This window comes from Amycolatopsis sp. WAC 04182 (assembly GCF_003947465.1).
GTDB lineage: Bacteria > Actinomycetota > Actinomycetes > Mycobacteriales > Pseudonocardiaceae > Amycolatopsis.
Window position 1 is genome coordinate 905,580 of sequence record NZ_QHJJ01000002.1, and the last position, 21,824, is coordinate 927,403.

The window sequence follows — 21,824 nt, forward strand, 5'->3', positions numbered from 1 at the left end:
CCACACCCGGACGTTAGCCCGGACCACCGACAGTCTCGTGAGTGGTAAGGCCGGTTAGAACCGTCTTTACCACTCACGAGGAGGTCAGGCCGGGCGGTGGGCCAGGACGTGCAGCCTGCTGGAGATGTCCCGCAGCGGCGGAACCGACGCCGCCGCCAGCTCGAACTCGGCCAGGTCCTCTTCCCGCACCCCACCGGGCACGAAGTCCGCCACGACACCGTCGCCCTGCAGCGACGTCACCTCGAGCCCGACCGCGATCAGCTGGGCGCGGAGGCCCTCCGCGTCGAAGCGCCGCAGCACGGTCTCCCGGCCGCCGCCGAGGACGCCGCTGTCGGCCGCGAGGAGTTCCCGTGCCTCGCCGAGCCGCCCGGCCAGCGCGCGCTGCAGGATCGCCGCGTGCCGGTTCGCGACCAGCACCGAGACCGCTCCGCCGGGTTTGACCGCGGCGGCCAGCGCGGTGAGCACGAGCGCCGGGTCGTCGACGACTTCGAGCAGCCCGTGCGCGAGCACGAGGTCGGCCGAGCCCGCCGCGACGTGGGCGCCGAGCGCGTCGGAGTCGTCGGCGATCACCGTGATGCTGCCGGAGACGCCCTCCTCCTCGGCGCGGCGGCGCAGGGTCGCCAGCGCGTTGGGGTTCGGCTCGACCACGGTCACCAGGCAGCCCGCCGAGGCCAGCGGCACCGCCCAGCCGCCGCTGCCGCCGCCGACGTCGACGACGTGCGGCTGTTGTGCGCCTCGCGCCCGTGCGGCCCGGAGTTCTGCTTCGAGAACCCGGCGAACCGCCCCCGATCCCCGCGTGGCCACGGTGTCCGTCTTCATAAACGCACAGGGTAATGCCCGCCTTCGCCGGCCCGCCGGGCGTAGTCCGATGCGGTGTTCGACACCTTGCCAAGGAGCCACCCCGCCGACTGCCCGTAGGCTGTATCGAGTGCACACGGTCGCTGTTCTCAGCCTGAAGGGTGGCGTCGGTAAAACGACGGTCGCCCTCGGTGTCGCGTCCGCCGCGCTGCGTAGGGGCGCCCGGACTCTCGTGGCCGACCTCGACCCGCAAGGCAACGCCACCACCTCGCTGGACCCGCCCTTCACCGACCGCACGCTGGCCGACGTCCTGGAGACGCCGGTGCGTTCGGTGCTCGAACGCGCGATCGCGCCCAGCGTGTGGAGCGACCGGATCGACGTCCTCGTCGGCGCCGAAGAGCTCGAGATGCTCAACGAACCGGACGCCGACAGCCGCCGCTTGGAGAACCTCTCCCGCGCGCTCGACGAACTGCACACGAACCCGCTGCGCGAGGAACCCTACGAACTGGTGATCCTCGACTGCCCGCCGTCGCTCGGCAGGCTGACCCGCTCCGCGCTGGTGGCCGCGGACAGCGCCCTGATCGTCACCGAGCCGACGATGTACGCCGTGTCCGGCGCGCGCCGCGCGCTCGAAGCGATCGAGAAGATCCGCGAGGAGCAGAACCCGGGGCTGCGGCCGATCGGCGTCGTGGTCAACAAGCTCCGCGTGCGCTCCTACGAGCACCAGTTCCGCGTGGCCGAGCTGCGGGAGAACTTCGGCCCGCTGGTGATGCCGACCGCCATCCCGGACCGGCTCGCGGTGCAGCAGGCCCAGGGCGCGTGCAGCCCGATCCACGAGTGGCACTCCCCTGGCGCGCAGGAGATCGCGCTCACCTTCAACATGGTGCTCGCGAAGGTCCTGCGCTCGAGCCGGGCCGGGCGTCACCGTGTCCGCGGCGACGAAGAGCCCGAGACCACCGAAGCCCCCGCCAAGCTGAGCGACACCGGCACGGGCTGACGTCCGATGCCCGAAGGCGACACCGTCTTCCTCGCCGGCAAGGTCCTCGACAAGGCACTGGCCGGGAAGACCCTGCTGCGAGGCGAGTTCAGGGTCCCGCAGCTGGCCACGACGGATCTCGCCGGGCGGGACGTGCTCGGCGTCGGCACGGTCGGCAAGCATCTGCTGACGCGGTTCTCCGGCGATCTCACCCTCCACAGCCATCTGCGCATGGACGGCAAGTGGGACGTCTACCGGGCGGGCGCGCGCTGGCGCAATCCGGCCCATCAGGCGAGGGTCATCCTCGCCACCGAGGATCTGCAGGCGATCGGCTTCCGCGTGCACGACCTCGAACTCGTGCCCACGGACGAAGAACACCGCCTCGTCGGGCACCTCGGCCCCGATCTGCTCGATCCACGATGGACGGACGAACTCGCGGAGCGGGCCGCCGCCGCGCTGGCCGCGGACCCGGATCGCGAACTCGGCGACGCCCTGCTGGACCAGCGGATCATGGCGGGGATCGGGAACCTGTACAAGGTGGAGATCTGCTTCCTGCTCAAGGTCTCCCCCTGGACACCGGTGTCCGAAGTGGACACTGCCAAGGCGGTCGCGCTCGGCCGGAAGCTGCTGGTGGCCAACGCCTGGCGCCATGAGCAGATCACCACCGGGGACCCGCGCCGCGGCAGGCGCCAGTGGGTCTACGAGCGGACGAGGCAGGGCTGCTTCCGCTGTGGCGGCAAGGTGGAGGTGCTCCAGCAGGGCACCGGACACCAGCAGCGCCCGACCTGGTTCTGCCCGAATTGCCAACCCGGACCCCGCCCGGACCGGTAGGCTGGCCCCGTGACGCTGTTCAAGCTCCCGCTCTACGGGGCCGACACCGAACGCGGCGACCTCGCTCCCTGAGCCGCCCGCTCCTCCGCACGTCACCCTTCACTTCTTCATCCCAGGGAGCTTTGTCATGCCCGGAATCCTCACGGGCACGGCGCTGCGCGCGTTCGTGCACGCCCTGCCCAAGGTCGAACTCCACGTCCACCTCGTCGGTTCGGCGAGCCTGCCCACGGTGCTGGAACTGGCCCGCCGCCGCCCGTCCGCGGGTGTTCCGACGGAGCCGGCGGCGCTCGCCGAGTTCTTCACCTTCCGCGATTTCCCGCATTTCCTCCGCAACTACCTGGCGGTGACGTCGCTGGTGCGCGACGCCCGCGACATCCACACCCTCGTCACCGGGCTGGCGGCGGATCTGGCCGCGCAGAACGCGCGCTACGCGGAAGTGACCGTGACGCCGTACAACCACGTCCGCGACGGGATGTCGACGGACGATCTCCTCACCGGCCTCGCGACCGGGCGGGCGGCGGCACGGGCGGACCACGGCGTGGAACTGGCCTGGTGCTTCGACATTCCCGGCGAGAAAGGGGTCGTCGCCGGCCGGGAGACGGTGGTGTTCGCGCTCCGCGAACGCCCCGAAGGTCTGGTGTCCTTCGGGCTCGGTGGCCCCGAGGTCGGCGTCGGCCGCGCGCAGTTCGCCCCCTTCTTCACCGCGGCGAGGGAGGCGGGGCTGCACAGCGTCCCGCACGCGGGCGAGACCACTGGGCCGGCCACCGTCTGGTCGGCGGTGCACGATCTCGGCGCCGAGCGGATCGGGCACGGCATCGGCGCGCACACCGATCCGGCGCTCCTGGAATACCTTGCCGTGCAACGGATTCCGTTGGAGGTGTGCCCCACGTCGAACGTGCGGACCGGGCAGTGCGCGTCGATCGCGGCACATCCCGTGCGACGGCTGCTCGATCACGGCGTGCCGGTCACGCTCAACACCGACGACCCGCCGATGTTCGGCGCGACCCTCGACGGCGAGTACGTGGCGGTGGCCGAAACCCTGGAGCTGACGGCGGCCGAAATCGCCCTGTTCGCGAAGAACGCGGTGGAAGCCGCTTTTCTGCCCTCGGCGGACAAGAAGGCCCTGACGGCGGAGATCGAAGAAATCTTGTTGCAGGACCCCGAACTCCTCGCATAGTTTGGCGGTACACGAGAGAGGAGGTGGTCCAAAGTTGTATTCCAACAGGACTCGTGAGGTGGCTGTCCGCTAGCGGACCCCACGCGTAGGACTTCAGAGCAGCGATACAACGCAAGTTGGAGCCACCTTCGGCTCGTCGTCTCTGCTTCGCGTGATGCCTGATAGCGAATACCAGGCAGTCACCGGGCCCCCGAGGTTCCCGAGCACCGGTCCGGCTCGGGCCCGGCCGCCGATTCCGGCGTCCGGGAGCCGCCTCGGGGGTACCCCTGTTTCCGGGTGTGCCACCCGCCGCTCCGAAAGACCGTCCGCCGCGGTTCCGCCCCCAGGAACCCTGTCGACTGGATAGCCTGACGCCATGCTGAGGCCCGATTTCCCGATCATCACCCAGCGCCTGACCCTCCGCGCCTTCACCCCGGCGGATCTCGACGAACTCAACTCCTTCCAGTCCCGCGCCGACGTCGCCCGCTACCTCTACTGGGGCCCGCGCAGCCGGGCCGAATCCGCCGCCGCGCTCGCCAAACGGGTGCACAGCAGCAGCCTGTCGAAGGAAGGCCAGTTCCTCGCGGTGGCCGCGGAACTGACCGAGACCGGGCAGCTGATCGGCGATCTGAACCTCGAATACCTCAGCAGCGAGAACCGCCAGGGCGAGATCGGCTTCGTCTTCCATCCCGATCACCACGGGAAGGGGCTCGCCGCGGAGGCCGCCGTCGAACTGCTCCGGCTCGGTTTCGAGGACCTCGGACTGCACCGGATCATCGGCCGCTGTGACGGCCGCAACACCTCGTCCGCCGCGCTGATGGAACGCCTCGGCATGAAGAAGGAAGCGCATCTGCGGCAGAACGAGATCGTGAAGGGCGAGTGGTGTGACGAACTCGTCTTCGCGATGCTCGAAGACGAGTGGAAGGCGAGCCGCTAGGCCGTGTCACCGCAGATTTTCTCGCAGAGGTCCCAGATCTCGCCACGAGTGGTTTCGTCCAGGACGGCCTCGGGCCAAGGAGCACGGACGGCCTTGCTGGTGAAATAGGCACCGGTGACGTCTCGGACCTCGGGGCTGGAGGCGAGATGAACGCTCGACTTCGTCGCTTTGAGCACCGCGCGATGGCCGTAGAGGACGGGCATGACCAGCCGGAGCAGCGGCACGATCGGGCGGGCCAGTGGCGGGTAGGTATCGGCGGTGAGGCCCTTGTTCATCGAGGTGTAGGCATGGCCGGGATACGCGACGTTCAGCGTTACGCCGGTCCCTTCGAGCCGCTTCGCGAAGGTATGGCTCATCGCCATCTGCGCCAGCTTGGTCTGGTTGTAGAACGACAGTCCCACATACGATTTCTCTCCCTGCAGGTTGTCGAGATCGATCCGTCCGCGCGGGATACCCCCCGTGATGTTGATGACGCGAGCCGCCTCCGACCGCTTCAAAGCGGGCAGTAGCCGATGCGTCAGGCTGAACGGCGCCACGACGTTGACCGCGAAGGCGGTTTCGATCCCGTCCTCGGTCAGTTCACGCCGGGGCCTGGCCGTCCCGGCGTTGTTGATCAGCACGTCCAGGCGGTCCACCAGGCCGGTGACCTGTTCGGCGAGCCCGCGTACGTCACGGAGCCGGGACAGGTCCGCGGTGATCGCATCGACCTTCGTGTGCCCGCTCGATCGGCGTAGTTCCTTCGCGGCCTCCTCGGCTCGTGTCTTGTCGCGGCCGACGAGGATCACCCGGGCCCCGAGCGAGGCAAGCCGCCTCGCGCTTTCCTTGCCGATGCCGCCGGTACTCCCGGTCACGAGCACCGTCTTTCCGTCCATCGTCCGCATGCGGCCTCCAAAGCTGTCACTCGGTGTCAGAATAGACACTACATGACGCAAAGTAGACTGCGGTGCATGCCGGAAGGACTACGCGAACGAACACGCCGCGCGGTGCGGGCCGAACTCGCCGACGTGGCCATCGACCTGTTCGCCCGCCAAGGCTTCGAAGAGACGACCGTCGACGAGATCGCCCGCGCGGCGGGGCTGACCAAACGCAGCTTCTTTCGCTACTTCCCCACGAAGGAAGACGCCGTCTTCGACAGCATCGACGTCACCGGCGAGAACGTGGTCGCCGCCCTCGGCGCTCGCCCCGCCGAGGAGGATCCGTGGACCTCTCTCCAGCACGTCCTCCGGCACTGGCAGGAGGAGATCCACGCGAGTGAACGAACGCTGGCGACCCACCGGCTCATCGAAGCGACTCCGGCGCTCGGCGGACGGCTGCATCAGCGCCGGACCGAATGGCGGAGGCGGGTGAGCGACGCACTCCATGACCGGCCGGGTGCCGGTCTGGACGCGTTCACCGCGGACCTGCTCACGAACGCCGCCACGGCCGTACTCGACGCCGTGTCGGCCGAATGGCTGCGATCCGGGGGCACGGCGGACCGCGTCACCCTGCTGGAACGGGGATTCTCCCTGGCCAGGGTCCGGCTCGGCGACTGACTCCGGAACCCCACCAGGCATGATGGGGCCGTGCTCTTCGACAAGATCGTCCGCCCCGCTCTCTACCGGGTCTCCGGCAGCGACCCTGAAACCGTGCACGAACGCACCATCGGCACGCTCGCCAGACTGAGCCGGGTCTCCCCCGCGCTCGCCGCGCTCGGCCGTGTCTACCGGACGGACGATCCGGTCACCTTCCTCGGGCTCCGCTTCCCGAACCGGGTCGGCCTCGCCGCCGGGATGGACAAGAACGGCCGCGCCCTGCACGCCTGGCCCGCGCTCGGCTTCGGGTTCGTCGAGGTCGGCACGGTCACCCGGCATCCGCAGCCGGGCAACGACAAGCCGCGGCTGTTCACCCTCGCCCAGACCGACGCGGTGATCAACCGGATGGGCTTCAACAACGAAGGCGCGGAGGCGCTCGCCGCGCGCCTCGCCGCGACGGGGAAACCTCCCGTGCCGCTCGGCGTCAGCATCGGCAAGTCCAAGGTGACCCCGCTCGACGAGGCCGTCGAGGACTACCGGTTCTCGCTGCGGGCGCTGTACCCGTACGCCGACTACTTCGCGATCAACGTCAGTTCCCCGAACACGCCGGGGCTGCGGGCGTTGCAGGACAAGTCCGCGCTGGCCGAGCTGCTCGCCGAGCTGCGGAAGACCTCGGCCGAGCTCGCCGGGGCCGCGAAGCCGACCCCGGTGCTGGTGAAGGTCGCCCCCGACCTCACCGACGAAGCGCTCGCGGAACTGCTGGAGGTCTGCCTCGAACACGGCGTCGCCGGGCTGATCGCGACCAACACGACGCTGTCGCGCGAAGGGATCGCCCCGCCGGAGGCCGCCGTCGGCGAGCAGGCGGGCGGGCTGTCCGGCCGCCCGCTCACCGCGCGCTCGGTCGAGGTGGTGCGGTTCGTGCACGACGAGACCGGCGGCAAGCTTCCGATCATCGGCGTCGGCGGGATCTTCGACGCCGGCGCCGCCGCCCGGATGCTCGACGCCGGCGCCGGCCTGATCCAGCTCTACACCGGTTTCGCCCTGCACGGTCCCGGTCTGGTCAAGCGGGTCGCCCGAGGTCTCGCGGCCCGGCCGTACTGACGAACCTGAGGTAGGCGCGCCAGCACTGGTACCTCGTCAACTCCGTCGCCGTCGCCGTGGCGGCCTGGTCGCACAGGACCGCCAGCGGCGTTTCCCCGTTCTCCAGCCGGATCCGGCCCAGGACGAACGGGGCGGGCAGCGTGGCCGCGAAGGCACCGAGCGCGGCGGGCGAGAGCCGCCAGCGTTCACCCGAAAGCATCGTGTGCTCGCCCGTGGCGCTCACCGGCACCACCCCCGGCTGGGGCGGATCGGTGGGCAGCAACAGCATCCGGTAGCCCTCGGCGGTCTGGACCAGGCCGGTGAACCGGGCCCCCGCGGCGACCAGGCTTCCGTTCAACGGCTGCCCGCGCAGCTGCGCGCCGAACACCACGAGATCCGCACCCGGCGCGGGATAAGGGAAATCGGCCTGTTCGTCGGTGAGCACGGCGGCGAGGTCGATGGCGACCTGGTCGTCGAACGGCCGCACCACCACCGAAACCCCGTACGGCCCCAGATCCGACGGCGACGACGGCACCGTGACCGCGGCGAGGTCGAGCAGGTTGACGAACGCCGTGAACCGCTCCAGCCGTTTCGCGACACCGTCCGGATCGGACAGTGCCTCGGCGACCGAGGGATGATCCGCGACCGTCGGAAGGACGAGCGCGTCGTACTCCGACAGCATCCGGAGCGCGAGCATCCCGGCTTCGGCGACGCGCTGCCTGTCGGCGGTGAAGCCGTCGTCGTGGATCAACCCGCCCACCGTCAGCAGCGCCGAGACCTCCACCGTCTCCACCCGTGCGCCGGACGCGCGCAGCGCCGAAACCGCGCCGAGGAAGGAGGACCGGGATTGCAGGGAAAGGCCGGTGAGCGTGTCGGAGCCCGGGATCGCCACCCGCGGCCGGTCGCCCGCGGACAGCCGGACGTCCGGGGGCCAGTCGCGGGCGAGCGGGTCGATCCCGTCGGGACCGGTCATCAGTCCCAGCGCGCGCTGTCCCAACGTGAGACTGCGGGCGAAGAGGGCGATCCCGCCGCACGGCGCGGCGCCGGTCTTCGGCACGAGGCCCAGCGTCGGCTTCAACCCGACGATCCCGTTGAGGGACGCGGGAATCCGGCCCGCCCCGGCCGTGTCCGTGCCGACCGCCAGGTCCACGAGGCCGAGCGCGACGGCGACGGCCGCGCCGCTGCTCGCGCTCCCGGAGACCCGCTCGGTGTTGAGCGCGGCGCTCACGGCGCCGTACGGGCTGTGGGTGTGCTCGAGGTCGCTGCCGAACCGGTCGCAGTTGGTCTTGCCGATCACGACCGCCCCGGCCGCGGTCAGCCGGGACACGGAGGTGGCGCCGACGCAGCAGACGTCCTCCCCCGCCGTGGGAAGGCCGGCGACGTCGATGACGTCGGCGACCGCCGCCAGCGTTCCTGCGAGCGGCAGGTCCGCGCCCGCGCGGAGACGCTCGTCCACCGCCTTCGCGTCCACGAGGGCGTCTTCCAGGGGACGCAAGCTGATCCAGACGTCGGGCCGGTCGACCTCGGAGATCCGGTCGTAGGCGGCTATGACGCGCTGATACGCACTGGGAGGAGGAGCGGGGGTCGGTTCTGGTTCCGGGGGGAGCGTCGTCACTGGGCGTCCTTTCCTCGGTGGGGACGAGAAAGACCACTGCGCGAGATCCACTGTGTCCGGTCCGCCACCCTGGGACGCCCGCTCACGCGGGCTGGGTTCAGGCCCGAGCTGGGAAGAGCACTGCGTGCATGTGAGAAACGTTAGGCATCGCGGGTCGCCGTCACCAGCGGATTCGGGTTACGCGAGCGTTTCGGTACCACACAGTGAGCGAGTCGTTACGCAATGGAGTATTAGCGACGACGAATGAGACGATGGTCCAGGAAAGCGCCTGCTCAGACGCTACCCGATCGCGTAACTCGCGTGCTCGAACGCGTAACTCGCGTGATTGAGGGCGTAACTCAGGAGAGTTCGCGCAGGGCCATGGCCAGCCCGGCGAGCTTGTCGGTCGCGTCGGACAGCGACTCCTTGGACGACGTCATGCCGTCCGAGCTCGCGGCGACGGTGTGCCCGGCGGCCGCGACGAGACCGCCGTAGCCGTCTAGACCGTCGTCGAGCTGCTCGCGCAGTTGCTTGACGGCGGCGTCGAGGGCGCCGCGTTCCCGCTCGGGCGCGGCGTCACGGCCGCGTTCGATGGCCTGGATCCGGCCCGCCAGCCCGCGCAGGGCCTGCGCCGCCTCGGCCGCGGTGGTGCGCGCGTCCGCGACGGCGATCTCCGAGACCGGCATGGTGCCGAGCGACGTCGGCTGCGAAAGCTGGCGAAGCAGCTCCGCCAGCGAAGCCTCGCTCTCGACGAGGCGCTCCATCGGCTCACGCGCCACGGACCGCGCCGGAGGCAGCGGAGGCGGAGCGGCCGGCGCGGCGGGCAGCACGGTGCGGTTGAGCTCCCGCAGTCGCAGCCCCGACTTGACCCCGAAGGTGCCGAAGATGATGGCGAACGCGCCGCCCGCGATGGCCTGGAGGACGTCGGCCTGGCCGTCCTTCAGCAGGCCGGTGCCCGCGACGACGGCGAACAGTCCACAAAGGAAGGTGAGGAGGATCCAGAACGTCAGCGCGCGTGAGGTCCGGCGCTTGCGTCGCTCCAGTTTGGCGGCGGGTTCGTTCCAGCGCGCCCATTTGGCCTTCGCGTCGGCGACGACCGGGATCTGGCCCGCGGCCATCGACGTCAGCTGCTGCGAGATCTTCGGCATGGGAGGCATCGCGGGCATCTGCGGGCGCGGCTTGGGCGGCGCCGGCCGAGCGGGCCGCGAAGAAGAACCCTGCTCGGAGGGCGGGATGTAGCGCTGCAGCTTCTCCTGCGCGCGCTGGGCGTAGTCGGGCAGCTTTTCGATGTGCTTCTCAAGCTTGGCGGTGAACTCCCCGAAGTCCTTGCGCCTGCCCTGGCCCATTGCCCTCTCCCCTGTCTTCGGGTGAGACCGGTCCCGCACCCGCGGGGGTGCGGGACCGGCTCTAGGTGGTGTGTCAGGCGGGGTTCTTGCCCTGTTCGGCCTGAACCCGTGCCTGGATCTCACGCTGGATGTCCGCGGAGCTCGCCGACTTCGGCGCCGCGGCGGCGGTCTTGCCGTCGGTCACCTGAGCGACGGAGTCACCCTTCATGGACGCGCGGATCTGCTCCAGCCGCGAGTGCCCCGCGAGCTGGGTCGTGGAGGCCTGGACCTCCATCATCCGGCCCTGGACGGAGTTCTGTGCGAGTTCGGCCGAGCCCAGCGCGGTGGTGTAGCGCTTCTCGATCTTGTCGCGAACGTCTTCCAGTGACGGGGTGTTGCCCGGCGCGGCCAGCTGGCTCATCTGGTTCAGCGAAGCGGAGACCTGCTCCTGCATCTTCGCCTGCTCCAGCTGCGAGAGCAGCTTGGTGCGCTCGGCCAGCTTCTGCTGCAGCATGGTCGCGTTGCGCTCGACGGCCTTCTTCGCCTGCTCCGCAGCCTGGAGCGACTGGTCGTGCAGGGTCTTGAGGTCCTCGATGCTCTGCTCGGCGGTGACGAGCTGCGCGGCGAAGCTCTCCGCCGCGTTCTCGAACTCGGTCGCCTTCTGCTCGTCGCCCTTGGCACGCGCCTCGTCGGCGAGCACCAGCGCCTGGCGGGTCGAAGCCTGCAGCTTCTCCACGTCGCCGAGCTGGCGGTTCAGCTTCATCTCCAGCTGACGCTGGTTACCGATCACCGAGGCGGCCTGCTGGGTCAGCGCCTGGTGGTTGCGCTGCGCCTCCTCGATGGCCTGCTGGATCTGTACCTTCGGGTCGGCGTGCTCGTCGATCTTCGACGAGAACGCCGCCATCATGTACTTCCAGAACTTCACGAACGGGTTGGCCATCTCCTCCGCCTGCCTTCTCGCATCCCACGGGCTGTTACCTCGAGGTGGGGCGTCCCCTCTGTGATGTTGCAACGTCCCGACCCCGGCGTTGAGTTCCATCGTGTCAGGTCGGCGTCCCGCGTTCCAGGCGACCCCGACGGAATTCAGGGATCCCCCTGACTGTGATGTCCACGACCTTTCGGGTTCACCGGCCGGTGACGGTGGGTGAAGACGGCCCGCGTCAGCGGCCCAGCGGGGTCTCCTTGTCCATGCGTGACAACTTCTCGGGGTTGCGCACGGCGTAGAGACCGGTGACGAGCCCGTCCTCCACCCGCAGCGCGACGACGGTGTCGACCTCGACACCGAGCCGGAGGATCAGCGCGGGATGGCCGTTGACCTGCGCGGTCCGCATCGTCGCCGTGTCGTCGCGGACCGGGCGGCTCGCGGCCAGCAGCGGCGCGACCAGGGCGGCTCCGACCACGGGTTCCAGCGCGGCTTGCACGACTCCGCCGCCGTCGCCGAGGAAGACGACGTCCGGGGCGAGGACGTCGAGCAGTCCTTGCAGGTCACCCGTCCGGACCGCGCGGTGGAACGCGTCGAGCACGTCCTTGGTCTCGCCGGGCGACGCGGCACCACGCGGCCTCCGCGCGGCGACGTGCGCCCGCGCCCGGTGGGCGATCTGGTGGACCGCGGCCGGGGTCTTGCCGACGGCTTCGGCGATCTCCGCGTAGGGCACGTCGAAGACCTCCCGCAGCACGAACACCGCGCGTTCGGTCGGCGTGAGGGTCTCGAGCACCAGCAGCATGGCCATCGAGACGCTGTCGGCCAGTTCGACGTCGTCGGCCACGTCGGGGCTGGTCAGCAGGGGTTCGGGCAACCACGGACCGACGTAGGACTCCTTGCGGCGGCCGAGCGTGCGCAGCCTCCCGAGCGCCTGCCTGGTGGTGATGCGGACCAGGTACGCCCGAGGGTTCTCCACGGTGCCGAGGTCGACGCCCGACCAGCGCAGCCACGTCTCCTGGAGGACGTCTTCGGCGTCAGCGGCCGAGCCGAGCATCTCGTAGGCGACGGTGAACAGCAGGTTCCGGTGGGCGACGAACGCCTCCGTGGCGGTGTCGGACATGGACGGCTCCTGTTCTCGGCGACGGTGTCCCCACCAGACGCCGCGTCCCCTCGATTCCTGACACGTCGGCGCCGTGGCGCACGTCACGGTCCGGTGCTGTCAGCGTGGCCGGGCCGCCGGCATCTGGTGGTCGTCCGGTTCGGCACACGACCATAAAAGAGGACGAGAGCATGGATTCCCGTTTCGACCTGAATGGCAACGAGCTGGGCGCCAAGCTCGGCAAGCGCTTCGCCAACGTCAGTGTGGCCATCAAGGGATCGACCCTGCCGAAGGTCACCCAGGAGCTGGTGTCGCTGCGGGCCAGCCAGCTCAACGGCTGCGGGTTCTGCGTCGACGCCCACGCCAAGGACCTGGCGGCCGCCGGCGAACCCGCGGTCCGCGTCAACCTGGTCGCCGCCTGGCGCGAATCCACGGTGTTCACCGAGGCCGAGCAGGCCGCGCTGGCGCTCGCGGAGGAGGGCACCAGGCTCGCCGACGCGCATCAGGGTGTCTCCGACGAGACCTGGGACCGGGTGCGGAAGCACTACGACGACGACCAGATCGCCGCGCTGATCTACCTGGTCGCGATGATCAACGCCGCCAACCGGCTCCTCGTCGTCACGCACACCAAGGGCGGTTCCTACCAGGCGGGCACGTTCGACAACGCCGCGAACTGACGGGAAAGGCCCCAGGCGGACTGCCTGGGGCCTTTCCCGTTCACAACCTTGCTAGGCGGCGACCATCTTCGGTGCGGAGATCGTCGTCCGCAGTGCGGGGCTCATCCGCGGCGGCGGCGAGATCCGCAGGTCGGCCAGGTCGTTGCCGATCAGCTCGGACACCAGACGGCCACCTTCGAGGCCCGCTTCGGCACCTTCCCGCTCCGGAGCGCGCCGCTTGCCCGCTTCGACCTTCTCGTCCACCGGGGCGACCTCGACGTTGTCCATCGCCGAGACGTCCGCCGCGACCTTGTGCAGGAGTTCGCCCAGCGGAAGGTCCAGGGCCTCGCAAATGGACGCCAGCAGCTCGCTGGACGCCTCCTTCTGCCCGCGCTCGACCTCGGACAGGTAACCGAGGCTCACCCTGGCGGCGCGGGAGATGTCCCGCAGCGTTCGACGCTGGTTCGTGCGGGCGTGTCGGAGCCGGTCGCCGATCGCCTCGCGCAACAGCACGGTCATCACGCGCCTCCCTTCCAGGACTGACTACCCCCTACGTTACCCAGAGCGGTGCCCTGGGCGCAGGTGTTGACACGGCAATACGCCAAGGGCGAACGCGGCGATCATGCGAGATGTTCCCCCAGCAGGGCGAACGCGCCCGAGACCGCACCGGCCCTGACCGAGGCTCGATCGCCGCTCAAGTCCAGCGTGCGGACGGTGAGCACCCCCGGACCCGCGAGGCCGACGTGGACGGTTCCCGGCTCGACGCCGTCCTGCCCGTCCGGGCCCGCGACGCCGGTCAGACCCAGTCCCCAGGTGGCGCCGCACCGGTCTTTCGCGCCGGCGGCCAACTGCGCCGCGACCTCGGGATGCACGGCGCCGTGCGCGGCGAGGAGGTCTTCGTCGACCCCGGCCAGCTTCGCCTTGAGGTCGGTGGCGTAGACCACCAGTCCACCTCGGACGGCGGCACTCGAACCGGGGACCTCGGTCAGTGCCGCGCAGACGAGTCCGGCGGTCAGCGACTCGGCCGTCGCCACCGTCTCCCCGCGCTCGATCAGGTGAGTGATCAAGGTCTCAGCTTTCATGCGCCGGCGGCACGCCTTCCGGCGGCGCGCAGCCGCACCGCGCGCACGACGTAGTCGAGCCCGGTCACGACCGTCAGCACGAGCGCGAGCCCCATCAGCACCCAGCGCACCGGCTCGGCGGACGCGGGCAGGGGCAGCAGGTACGCGGTGATGGCCGCGATCTGCGCGAGCGTCTTGGCCTTGCCGCCCCGGCTGGCCGGGATGACCCCGTGCCGGATCACCCAGAAGCGCAGCAGCGTCACGCCGATCTCGCGGATCGCGATGACGATGGTGACCCACCAGCCCAGTTCGCCGAGCACGCTCAGCCCGATCAGCGCGGCGCCGATCAGCGCCTTGTCCGCGATCGGGTCGGCGATCTTGCCGAAGTCGGTGATCAGCCCGTACTTGCGCGCGACCCAGCCGTCGACCTGGTCGGTGAACGACGCGATCGCGAACAGCGCGGTGGCGATCGCGCGCCAGAAGGTGTCCGCCCCGTCGCCGGTGAACAGCGCCAGCACGAACAGCGGCACCAGCACCAGCCGCGACATCGTGAGCAGGTTCGCCAGGTTCAGCGTCGGGACCGGGGTGGCCTCGGGGACCCTGGCGTGCTCACCGCCCGTCCCCTCACCGGCCCCGGCGTCGCTCGGGGCGGCATTCACCGGTCGGCCTCGGGCGGCGCGGGCCGCACGATCAGGTCGACACCCTCGGAGTCGACGACCTCGCAGCGCACGAAGTCACCCACCGCCAGCGGAGGCAGGTCTTCGGTCTCGATCAGGACGCATTCGCCGTCGACCTCGGGGGCCTGGTGCGCGGCGCGGCCGATCGGGTCCTCGCCGTCCTCGGCCTGCTCGATCAGGACGTCGACGAAGTCGCCGATCCGGTCCTCGGCGCGCTGCGAGGTCAGCTCCTCGACCAGCGCGGAGATCCGCGCGACCCGCTCGGCCACCACGGATTCGTCGAGTTTGCCGTCGAAGGTCTCGGCCTCGGTGCCGTCCTCGTCCGAGTACCCGAAGACACCCACCGCGTCCAGCCGCGCGCCGTTCAGGAAGCGCTCCAGCTCGGCGAGGTCTTCTTCGGTCTCGCCGGGGAAGCCGACGATGACGTTGGTGCGGATGCCGGCGTTGGGCGAGTGCTCCCGGATCTGGTCGCACAGCGTGAGGAAGGAGTCCGTGGACCCGAAGCGGCGCATGCGGCGCAGCACGGTCTCGCTGGAGTGTTGGAAGGAGAGGTCGAAGTAGTCGGCGACACCCGGCGTGGTCGCGATGGCCTTGACCAGGCCGGGACGGGTCTCGGCGGGCTGCAGGTACGAGACGCGGACGCGCTCGATCCCGGGCACCGCGGCCAGGCGCGGGACCAGCAGCTCCAGCGCGCGGGCGCCGTCACGGCCGAAGTCCTTGCCGTAGGAGGTGGAGTTCTCCGAGACGAGGAAGACCTCCTTGACGCCGTTATCCGCGAGCCACATCGCCTCGGCGACGATCTCGTCCGGCTGCCGGGACACGAAGGACCCGCGGAACGACGGGATCGCGCAGAACGAGCAGCGGCGGTCGCAGCCGGACGCGATCTTCAGCGCGGCCACCGGGGAGGTGTCGAGCCTGGTCCGCAGCACGCGCGGGCCCCAGCCGTGCTGCGCGTGCCCCGGCACCTCGACGGACTCGGCGGCCGTCGGACGCTGGACCGGGCTGATCGGCAGCAGCTTGCGGCGGTCGGACGGGGTGTGGGACTCGACCTTGCGGCCGGCCACGACGTCGTCCAGACGCTCCGCGAGGTCGGCGTAGTGGTCGAAGCCCAGGACCGCGTCGGCCTCGGGCAGGCTCTCGGCCAGCTCGTTGCCGTAGCGCTCGGCCATGCAGCCGACGGCGACGACCTTCTTGCCGGTGTCGGACGCCGCGAGCAGCGTGTCGACCGAGTCCTTCTTGGCGGACTCGACGAAGCCGCAGGTGTTGACGACCACGACGTCGGAGTCCTCGGGCTCGGCGGCGAGCTCCCAGCCGCCCGCCGCCAGCCGTCCGGCGAGTTCCTCGGAATCGACCTCGTTGCGGGCGCAACCGAGGGTCAACAAGGAAACGCGACGGGTGGCGACAGGATCAGTGGTGGGAGAAGGCACGTGCCTTAGGGTAGCTGGCCTGTTCGCGGGGTCGGCGATCGCTCGCTCGGGCGAGCCCTCGACCGGCCGGGGCGCCGGGGATGGCTTAATGGTGGACGTGCCCTCAGACCCTCTCTCGCACCGCCGCCCCACCGTCCGCCGGGCAAGGATCGCGGACGTCCGCAAGATCAAGGCGCTGGTCGACTCCGACGCCGGGACGGTGCTGTTGGAGAAGGAACTCGTCACCCTCTACGAGAGTGTCCAGGAGTTCTGGGTGGTCGAAGACGGTGACGACGTGCTCGGCTGCGGCGCGCTGCACGTGCTGTGGGAGGACATCGCCGAGCTGCGCACCATCGCCGTCGACAAGGACTCCCGTGGCCGCGGCATCGGGCACGCGCTGGTGGCGCAGCTGATCGGCTTCGCCCGCGAGATCGGGCTGAAGCGGCTGTTCGTGCTGACCTTCGAGACCCACTTCTTCGCCGGTCACGGGTTCGTCGAGATCGACGGCACCCCGGTGACCCAGGAGGTGTACGAGGAGATGCGGCGTTCGGCCGACCCGGGCGTCGCGGAGTTCCTCGACCTGCCGTACGTGAAGCCCAACACCTTGGGCAACAGCCGGATGCTGCTGGAGCTTTAGCTGAAGGGGACTTTCCCCGCATCGGATGCAGTGAAGGGCGCTTTCACCGCATCGGATGCGGCGATGGTCCCCTTCAGCCCTTCTTGGCGTGGCGGGCGACCCGGACCCGGTTGCCGCACAGCGACGGCGTGCACCAGACCCGCCTGCTGTTGGCCGCCACGAACAGCATCGAGCAGTCGTGCGCGCCGCAGCGCCGCAGCTGAGCGGCACGCGGCCCGGACACGAGGTCGATCGCCGCGACCGCGACGGCGGCCAGCGCGATGTCGCCGCCGTCCTCGCCGTGCCAGGAAGTCTTCGCGCCTTCGGCCGTCAGCCGCGGGCTGGTGGGCACGGTGGCCGCGGCCGCGTTGACCCGCTCGACCGCCCACGCCTCGGGCTCCCGCGCGGCCACTGTCGCCTCCAGCAGTTCACGCACCGCTGAACGCAGGCGCCTCGTCTGCTCGGCCGACGGCGCCCGGGCACCTTCGGGCAGAGCTTGAGTCGCCCAGAACTTCGCGTGACCGTCGTCGAGCAGGTCGACCGGCGGGGAGACGGCCAGCATCACGGTGTCGGCAAGGTTCACCGCGAGATCGTCACCGGGAAGCGAGTCGAGATCGAGCATGCCTTGACACTATCAGGTACTAATGGTTCGAGACAGTTTTACCCATTAGGGAGTGTTCATGGCGACCATCCGGCACCGTTCCGTCAAACTCGGCGACGTCGAGGTCTTCTATCGCGAAGCAGGCGACCCCGAAGCACCCGTGCTGCTCCTGCTGCACGGCTTCCCGACGTCCTCGCACCAGTTCGTGCGGCTGATGCGCCGTATCGGCGGCCGGTGGCGGCTCATCGCGCCGGACCTGCCCGGATTCGGGCAGACCGTCACACCCGAGGGCTTCACGTTCACCTTCGACCGGCTCGCGGAAGTGGTCGGCGAGTTCGTGGACGCGCTGGAACTGCGGCGATACGCGCTCTACGTCTTCGATTTCGGCGCCCCGGCGGGGCTGCGGCTGGCCGTCTCGCGGCCGTCCGAGGTCACGGCGCTCATCACGCAGAACGGCAACGCCTACGTCGAAGGGCTCGGCCCGGCGATGCCGGACTTCGCTTCCCTGACGGACGAAACCGAGGCGCGGCGCGGGTTCGCGGAGATCCTCCAGCCGGAGCAGATCAAGGGGCAGTACACCGAGGGCGCCCGCGCTCCGGAGACCATCGATCCTTCGAGCTACCTGCTGGACCAGTACTTCCTCGGCCTTCCCGGCCGCGTGGAGGCGATGCAGGATCTGCTGTGGGACTACCGGAACAACCCGCCCGTGTACCCGAAGTTCCAGGCGTGGCTGCGGGAAGCCCAGCCGCCCGTACTCGCCGTATGGGGCCGCAACGACCCGTTCTTCGTCCCTGCGGGCGCCGAAGCGTTCCGGAATGATGTTCCCTCGGCGGAGGTTCACCTCTTCGACACCGGGCATTTCGCGCTGGAGGAGGACCTCGAACCGATCAGCGAGCTGATCGACCGCTTCCTCGCGGACCATCTCTGAAAGGCGGCTCATGGACACCTCGGTCACCGACCACCTGCTCAGCACGACGCGCGCGGTCCGCCGCAAGCTCGACCTGGACCGGCCGGTGGAACCCGAGGTGCTCGAAGAGTGCCTGCGGCTCGCGCTCCAGGCGCCCACGCCGGGCAACCAGCAGGCGTGGCGATGGCTCGTGGTGCGGGATCAGGGAGTGAAGGACCGGCTGTCCGGGCTGTTCCGGCGGGTCGGGAAGGCGTACCTGGAGGCGAACGCGGCCGCCCTGGGCGAAGCGATCACCGAGCCCTCGGTGGCGCGGGCGTTCGCGTCGGGGCAGCACCTGATCGACGTGATCGACCGGGTGCCCGTATTCGTCATCCCGTGCCTGACCGGCAGGCCCAGCGGGGACAACGCGGCCGACGCCGCCTTCTACGGCGGGATCTTCCCGGCGGTGTGGAACTTCCAGCTGGCGCTGCGGTCGCGCGGCCTCGGCTCGACGCTCACGACGTACCACCTGACCCACGAGGCGGAGGCGGCCGAAATCCTCGGCATCCCCGCCGATGTCACGCAGGTCGGGCTGCTGCCGGTCGCCTACACGACCGTGCCGGACTTCAAGCCCGCGTCGCGCGTGCCGCTGTCGGAAGTCGCGTACCTCGACGGCTGGGGCAACGCGCTTTAAGCCTTGGACACCCGCAGGGTGACCTGGTCGCCCCCCGAACTCACGGCGACCAGGTCCACCCGGCAGGCGGCGAACTCGACGGACTGCCTGCCACCCCGTCCGGTGGAGGCGACTTCCGCCGTCGTCCGCTCACCGCGTCCCGGTTCGGCCAGGGCCAGCTCGATCACGGCCTCCCCTTCCCAGACGCAGACCATTCCCGCGGCGCAGCGGGAATCGGACACCAGGCGAGCGAAGCGGATACTGACGTCCTTCGAGGCGACCTCGGCCGTCTCACCGGCCTTGAGGTCGACGGTCTCCCCCAGCTCGACGGCGCCTTGAGCAGGCTGCTGTACCGGCGCGGGCCGGACCGCCGGGGGCCTGCTCGCGGCGGGTTCTTCGCGCGCGGCGGAGCTACCGGCTCCGCACGCGAGGCCGATCAGGGCGCAGAGGACGACGAGCAGCTTCTTGAGGTCCACGTGTTCTGGACGTAGCGGAGGCTCCGGTCCGTTGCATCGGTCCTCGAAAAGCCTCGTGAGACCAGAGTTCTTGCCCGCCCGAGTACATGAAGGCCCCCTTCCTTGCGTCTAGCGCACTGAAGGGGGCCTTCATGTACTTCACGGACCGGGCCTGAAGCAGCATCCAGGGGTCGGTTCAGTCGTCGGAGACGTCGCCGCCGTTCGCGTCCCCGCCACCGCGGATCATGAACAGCACCGACTCCAGTTCCTCCGGCTTGATCAGCACGTCCCGCGCCTTCGAGCCCTCCGAAGGCCCGACGACGCCACGGCTTTCCAGCAGGTCCATCAGGCGCCCGGCCTTGGCGAAGCCGACCCGCAGCTTCCGCTGCAGCATCGACGTCGAGCCGAACTGCGAGGTGACGATCAGTTCGGCGGCCTGCAGCAGCACGTCGAGGTCGTCGCCGATGTCGGAGTCGATTTCCTTCTTCTCGCCGGCCTTCGCCGCGGTGACGCCGTCCTGGTAGTCCGGCTGCGCCTGCTCCTTGGCGAAGTTCACCACCGCGGAGATCTCTTCGTCGCCGACGAAGGCACCCTGGATGCGGACCGGTTTCCCGGCACCCATCGGCAGGTACAGCGCGTCACCCATACCGATGAGCTTCTCCGCGCCCGGCTGGTCGAGGATGACCCGCGAGTCGGTGAGCGACGAGGTCGCGAACGCCAGCCGCGACGGCACGTTCGTCTTGATCAGGCCGGTCACGACGTCGACCGACGGGCGCTGGGTCGCCAGCACCAGGTGGATACCGGCGGCACGCGCCTTCTGGGTGATCCGGACGATCGCGTCCTCGACGTCGCGCGGGGCGGTCATCATCAGGTCGGCGAGCTCGTCGACGATCGCCATGATGTACGGGTACGGCTGGTAGACACGCTCGCTGCCGGGCGGCGCGGTGATCTCGCCCGAGCGCACCTTCTTGTTGTAGTCGTCGATGTGCCGGACCTTGTTGACCTGCATGTCCTGGTAGCGCTGCTCCATCTCCTCCACCAGCCAGGCCAGCGCCGCGGCGGCCTTCTTCGGCTGGGTGATGATGGGCGTGATCAGGTGCGGGATGCCCTCGTACGGGGTCAGCTCGACCATTTTCGGGTCGATCAGGATCATCCGGCATTCGTCCGGCGTCGCCCGCGCGAGCAGCGACACCAGCATCGAGTTCACGAAGCTCGACTTACCGGAACCGGTGGACCCCGCCACCAGCAGGTGCGGCATCTTCGTCAGGTTGGCGGTGACGAAATGGCCCTCGATGTCCTTGCCGAGCCCGATGACCATCGGGTGGTTGTCCTTGACCGTCGACGGCGCGCGCAGCACGTCGCCGAGGCGCACCATCTCGCGGTCGGAGTTCGGCACCTCGATGCCGACCGCGGATTTGCCGGGGATCGGCGCGAGCAACCGGACGTTGTCGGTCGCCACCGCGTAGGCGATGTTCTTGGTCAGCGCGGTGATCTTCTCGACCTTCACACCGGGGCCGAGTTCGACCTCGTACCGGGTGACCGTCGGGCCCCGCGTGAAGCCGGTGACCTGCGCGTCGACGTTGAACTGCTCCAGCACGCCGGTGATCGCCTCGATCATGGCGTCGTTGGCCTTGCTGCGGGACTTCGGCGCGTCGCCGAGCTTCAGCAGGTCCGGCGGCGGGAGCTTGTAGTCACCCTCGACGGTCCTCGTCACCGCCAGCGGCGCCTCGGCCTTCTTCGGCTTCTTCTCTTCGACGGGCTTGGGCGCGGGCTTCGGCGGGCGCAGCGGCGTCGGCGTCTCGGCCAGCGCGGCCTCGATGTCGAGCTGCTCGCCCTCGTGGTCGGCCGAGGCCTGGCGGCGGCGCGACGGCTTCCGCAGACGGACCGACTTCGGATCGGCTTCGGTGACGGCGTCGCGTTCGTCGTGGATGGCCTTGCGCTCGGCCTCTGCCTCTTCGATCTCTTCGGGGTCGAGACCCCAGTTCCGCAGGCGGTGCGGGATCTCCCGGACCGGCGTCCCGGTGAACACGAGCGTGCCGAACAGCAGCGCCAGCACCAGCAGCGGTACCGCGACCCACGTGGTGACGCCCATGGTCAGCAGGCCGCCGGAGAACGCGCCGATCACCCCGCCGGCGTACATCCGGCCGTCGTTGGTCTCGGGCAGCGCGGTGAAGATGTGCAGCAGGCCGAGCACGGACAGGATGACCAGCAGGGTGCCGATGACCATCCTCGGCCGGGCTTCCGGCATCGGTTCCGACCGCATCAGCGCGACGGCGACGACGGTGAGCACCAGCGGGAGCGTCACGGCTCCGGCGCCCAGCAGCGAGCGCGTGCCGACCTCCACCCAGCCGCCGATCGGGCCCGCGGCCCGCCACCAGACGCCGAACGCGATGACCAGCGCCAGCGCGATCAGCCCCAGCGCGAGACCGTCGCGACGGTGTTCGGGTTCGAGTTCACGGCCTCGGCCGACCGTCCGCGCCAGGGTGCCGAGACCCTTCGCGAGCAGGTTCCAGGTGCCGCGCACGCCCTTGGCGAACGTGCCGGACGATTTCTTCCGCGGTGCC

Annotated in this window: 23 protein-coding genes; 10 read left to right on the top strand and 13 right to left on the bottom strand. The window is 69.9% G+C overall.

Features of this window, described 5'->3' with window-relative positions:
- Positions 1-84: 84 nt before the first annotated feature.
- Positions 85-819, bottom strand: coding sequence for a methyltransferase domain-containing protein (locus DMH01_RS11445; protein WP_125675810.1), 735 nt, complete (start codon positions 817-819; stop codon positions 85-87).
- A 109-nt stretch (positions 820-928) separates the two neighbouring features.
- Between DMH01_RS11445 and DMH01_RS11450 the strand changes: the two genes are divergently transcribed.
- The 4 genes from DMH01_RS11450 to DMH01_RS11465 all read left to right on the top strand — a co-directional run bounded on the left by DMH01_RS11450 (position 929) and on the right by DMH01_RS11465 (position 4,698).
- The gene (locus tag DMH01_RS11450; protein WP_125675812.1) at positions 929-1,795 is read left to right on the top strand and encodes a ParA family protein; all 867 of its coding nucleotides are present in this window, start codon (positions 929-931) and stop codon (positions 1,793-1,795) included.
- Positions 1,796-1,801: 6 nt separating this feature from the next.
- Positions 1,802-2,605 (top strand): DNA-formamidopyrimidine glycosylase family protein, encoded by an 804-nt coding sequence (locus DMH01_RS11455; protein ID WP_125675814.1) that lies wholly within the window; start codon positions 1,802-1,804, stop codon positions 2,603-2,605.
- A gap of 127 nt (positions 2,606-2,732) precedes the next feature.
- Positions 2,733-3,782: an adenosine deaminase gene (gene add / locus DMH01_RS11460; protein WP_125675816.1), complete on the top strand. Its 1,050-nt coding sequence runs from the start codon at positions 2,733-2,735 to the stop codon at positions 3,780-3,782.
- 355 nt (positions 3,783-4,137) lie between these two features.
- Positions 4,138-4,698 (top strand): GNAT family N-acetyltransferase, encoded by a 561-nt coding sequence (locus tag DMH01_RS11465; protein WP_125675818.1) that lies wholly within the window; start codon positions 4,138-4,140, stop codon positions 4,696-4,698.
- On the opposite strand, the gene DMH01_RS11470 is transcribed toward DMH01_RS11465, so the two are convergent.
- Positions 4,695-5,579: an SDR family NAD(P)-dependent oxidoreductase gene (locus DMH01_RS11470; RefSeq protein WP_233621469.1), complete on the bottom strand. Its 885-nt coding sequence runs from the start codon at positions 5,577-5,579 to the stop codon at positions 4,695-4,697. The genes DMH01_RS11465 and DMH01_RS11470 overlap by 4 nt on opposite strands.
- 66 nt (positions 5,580-5,645) lie before the next feature.
- Here DMH01_RS11470 and DMH01_RS11475 point away from each other — a divergent pair, with 66 nt between their 5' ends.
- Positions 5,646-6,230 carry a TetR family transcriptional regulator gene (locus DMH01_RS11475; RefSeq protein ID WP_233621470.1) on the top strand — a complete coding sequence of 195 codons (585 nt, stop codon included), beginning with the start codon at positions 5,646-5,648 and terminating at the stop codon, positions 6,228-6,230.
- A 30-nt stretch (positions 6,231-6,260) separates the two neighbouring features.
- Positions 6,261-7,310, top strand: a complete 1,050-nt coding sequence (locus tag DMH01_RS11480; RefSeq protein ID WP_125675820.1) for a quinone-dependent dihydroorotate dehydrogenase — start codon at positions 6,261-6,263, stop codon at positions 7,308-7,310.
- Here DMH01_RS11480 and DMH01_RS11485 read toward each other — a convergent pair.
- The 4 genes from DMH01_RS11485 to DMH01_RS11500 all read right to left on the bottom strand — a co-directional run bounded on the left by DMH01_RS11485 (position 7,270) and on the right by DMH01_RS11500 (position 12,250).
- A complete protein-coding gene (locus tag DMH01_RS11485) occupies positions 7,270-8,904 on the bottom strand; it encodes an amidase family protein (protein ID WP_125675822.1) in 1,635 nt (544 codons plus the stop codon). The two genes, DMH01_RS11480 and DMH01_RS11485, sit on opposite strands and share 41 nt — an antisense overlap.
- Before the next feature lie 338 nt (positions 8,905-9,242).
- Positions 9,243-10,229: a hypothetical protein gene (locus DMH01_RS11490; protein WP_125675824.1), complete on the bottom strand. Its 987-nt coding sequence runs from the start codon at positions 10,227-10,229 to the stop codon at positions 9,243-9,245.
- 73 nt (positions 10,230-10,302) lie between these two features.
- Positions 10,303-11,148 (bottom strand): PspA/IM30 family protein, encoded by an 846-nt coding sequence (locus DMH01_RS11495; RefSeq protein ID WP_125675827.1) that lies wholly within the window; start codon positions 11,146-11,148, stop codon positions 10,303-10,305.
- Positions 11,149-11,368: 220 nt separating this feature from the next.
- The gene (locus DMH01_RS11500; protein WP_125675829.1) at positions 11,369-12,250 is read right to left on the bottom strand and encodes an RNA polymerase sigma-70 factor; all 882 of its coding nucleotides are present in this window, start codon (positions 12,248-12,250) and stop codon (positions 11,369-11,371) included.
- A gap of 170 nt (positions 12,251-12,420) precedes the next feature.
- On the opposite strand from DMH01_RS11500, the gene DMH01_RS11505 reads away from it, so the two are divergent.
- Complete coding sequence (locus DMH01_RS11505; RefSeq protein WP_125675831.1) at positions 12,421-12,906, top strand: carboxymuconolactone decarboxylase family protein; 486 nt, start codon at positions 12,421-12,423, stop codon at positions 12,904-12,906.
- A gap of 51 nt (positions 12,907-12,957) precedes the next feature.
- On the opposite strand, the gene DMH01_RS11510 is transcribed toward DMH01_RS11505, so the two are convergent.
- The 4 genes from DMH01_RS11510 to rimO all read right to left on the bottom strand — a co-directional run bounded on the left by DMH01_RS11510 (position 12,958) and on the right by rimO (position 16,050).
- Positions 12,958-13,404, bottom strand: coding sequence for a helix-turn-helix domain-containing protein (locus DMH01_RS11510; RefSeq protein WP_199745438.1), 447 nt, complete (start codon positions 13,402-13,404; stop codon positions 12,958-12,960).
- A 101-nt stretch (positions 13,405-13,505) separates the two neighbouring features.
- Positions 13,506-13,967: a CinA family protein gene (locus DMH01_RS11515; protein WP_125675835.1), complete on the bottom strand. Its 462-nt coding sequence runs from the start codon at positions 13,965-13,967 to the stop codon at positions 13,506-13,508.
- Positions 13,964-14,605, bottom strand: coding sequence for a CDP-diacylglycerol--glycerol-3-phosphate 3-phosphatidyltransferase (pgsA, locus tag DMH01_RS11520; RefSeq protein ID WP_125675837.1), 642 nt, complete (start codon positions 14,603-14,605; stop codon positions 13,964-13,966). Before pgsA ends, DMH01_RS11515 begins: the two co-directional genes overlap by 4 nt.
- On the bottom strand, positions 14,602-16,050 hold the full coding sequence (gene rimO, locus DMH01_RS11525) for a 30S ribosomal protein S12 methylthiotransferase RimO (protein WP_125675839.1): 1,449 nt from the start codon (positions 16,048-16,050) through the stop codon (positions 14,602-14,604). The genes pgsA and rimO overlap by 4 nt, the downstream gene beginning before the upstream one ends.
- Positions 16,051-16,138: 88 nt before the next feature.
- Here rimO and DMH01_RS11530 point away from each other — a divergent pair, with 88 nt between their 5' ends.
- Positions 16,139-16,666 carry an amino-acid N-acetyltransferase gene (locus tag DMH01_RS11530; RefSeq protein ID WP_199745439.1) on the top strand — a complete coding sequence of 176 codons (528 nt, stop codon included), beginning with the start codon at positions 16,139-16,141 and terminating at the stop codon, positions 16,664-16,666.
- A 73-nt stretch (positions 16,667-16,739) separates the two neighbouring features.
- Here DMH01_RS11530 and DMH01_RS11535 read toward each other — a convergent pair whose 3' ends face one another.
- Complete coding sequence (locus DMH01_RS11535; protein WP_125675843.1) at positions 16,740-17,267, bottom strand: ABATE domain-containing protein; 528 nt, start codon at positions 17,265-17,267, stop codon at positions 16,740-16,742.
- Positions 17,268-17,325: 58 nt separating this feature from the next.
- Here DMH01_RS11535 and DMH01_RS11540 point away from each other — a divergent pair, with 58 nt between their 5' ends.
- On the top strand, positions 17,326-18,174 hold the full coding sequence (locus DMH01_RS11540) for an alpha/beta fold hydrolase (RefSeq protein ID WP_125675845.1): 849 nt from the start codon (positions 17,326-17,328) through the stop codon (positions 18,172-18,174).
- Between the two features lie 10 nt (positions 18,175-18,184).
- On the top strand, positions 18,185-18,826 hold the full coding sequence (locus tag DMH01_RS11545) for a nitroreductase family protein (protein WP_125675847.1): 642 nt from the start codon (positions 18,185-18,187) through the stop codon (positions 18,824-18,826).
- On the opposite strand, the gene DMH01_RS11550 is transcribed toward DMH01_RS11545, so the two are convergent.
- Together DMH01_RS11550 and DMH01_RS11555 are read right to left on the bottom strand one after the other, a co-directional pair.
- The gene (locus DMH01_RS11550; protein ID WP_125675849.1) at positions 18,823-19,281 is read right to left on the bottom strand and encodes a hypothetical protein; all 459 of its coding nucleotides are present in this window, start codon (positions 19,279-19,281) and stop codon (positions 18,823-18,825) included. The genes DMH01_RS11545 and DMH01_RS11550 overlap by 4 nt on opposite strands.
- A 175-nt stretch (positions 19,282-19,456) precedes the next feature.
- A complete protein-coding gene (locus DMH01_RS11555) occupies positions 19,457-21,784 on the bottom strand; it encodes a DNA translocase FtsK 4TM domain-containing protein (RefSeq protein ID WP_370323365.1) in 2,328 nt (775 codons plus the stop codon).
- Positions 21,785-21,824: the final 40 nt, after the last annotated feature.